This is a genomic window from Rhizobium ecuadorense, from assembly GCF_001187535.1.
In the GTDB taxonomy this organism is placed as follows: Bacteria; Pseudomonadota; Alphaproteobacteria; order Rhizobiales; family Rhizobiaceae; genus Rhizobium; species Rhizobium ecuadorense.
This window is the reverse complement of record NZ_LFIO01000040.1, coordinates 1-243: the sequence shown is the minus strand read 5'-3', so window position 1 is coordinate 243 and position 243 is coordinate 1. Positions and strand designations below refer to the sequence as shown.

Annotated in this window: 1 pseudogene; it reads left to right on the top strand. The window is 58.0% G+C overall.

Annotated features, from left to right (window positions below):
* Positions 1–243: pseudogene (locus tag AF337_RS02040) on the top strand (MmgE/PrpD family protein); the annotation flags it as partial.

Genomic DNA, 243 nt, shown 5'->3' with positions numbered 1-243 from the left:
GATGCAGGCCCGCTTCTCGATGCAATATTGCCTGGCGACAGCTTTCCTCAAAGGCGCCCTTAGCCTTTCGGACTTTACACGGCAGGAGATCGGACGGCCGGAAATCCGGGAATTCATGCCGCGCATCGAAATGCGGTCCTATTCGGCTGATGAGGAAAAAGGCGTGGAGCGCCTCCCGCATGTCGTCACGGTCACGATGCGCGACGGGCGTGTTTTGAACAAGTCCAGCTTGCATGCGAAAGG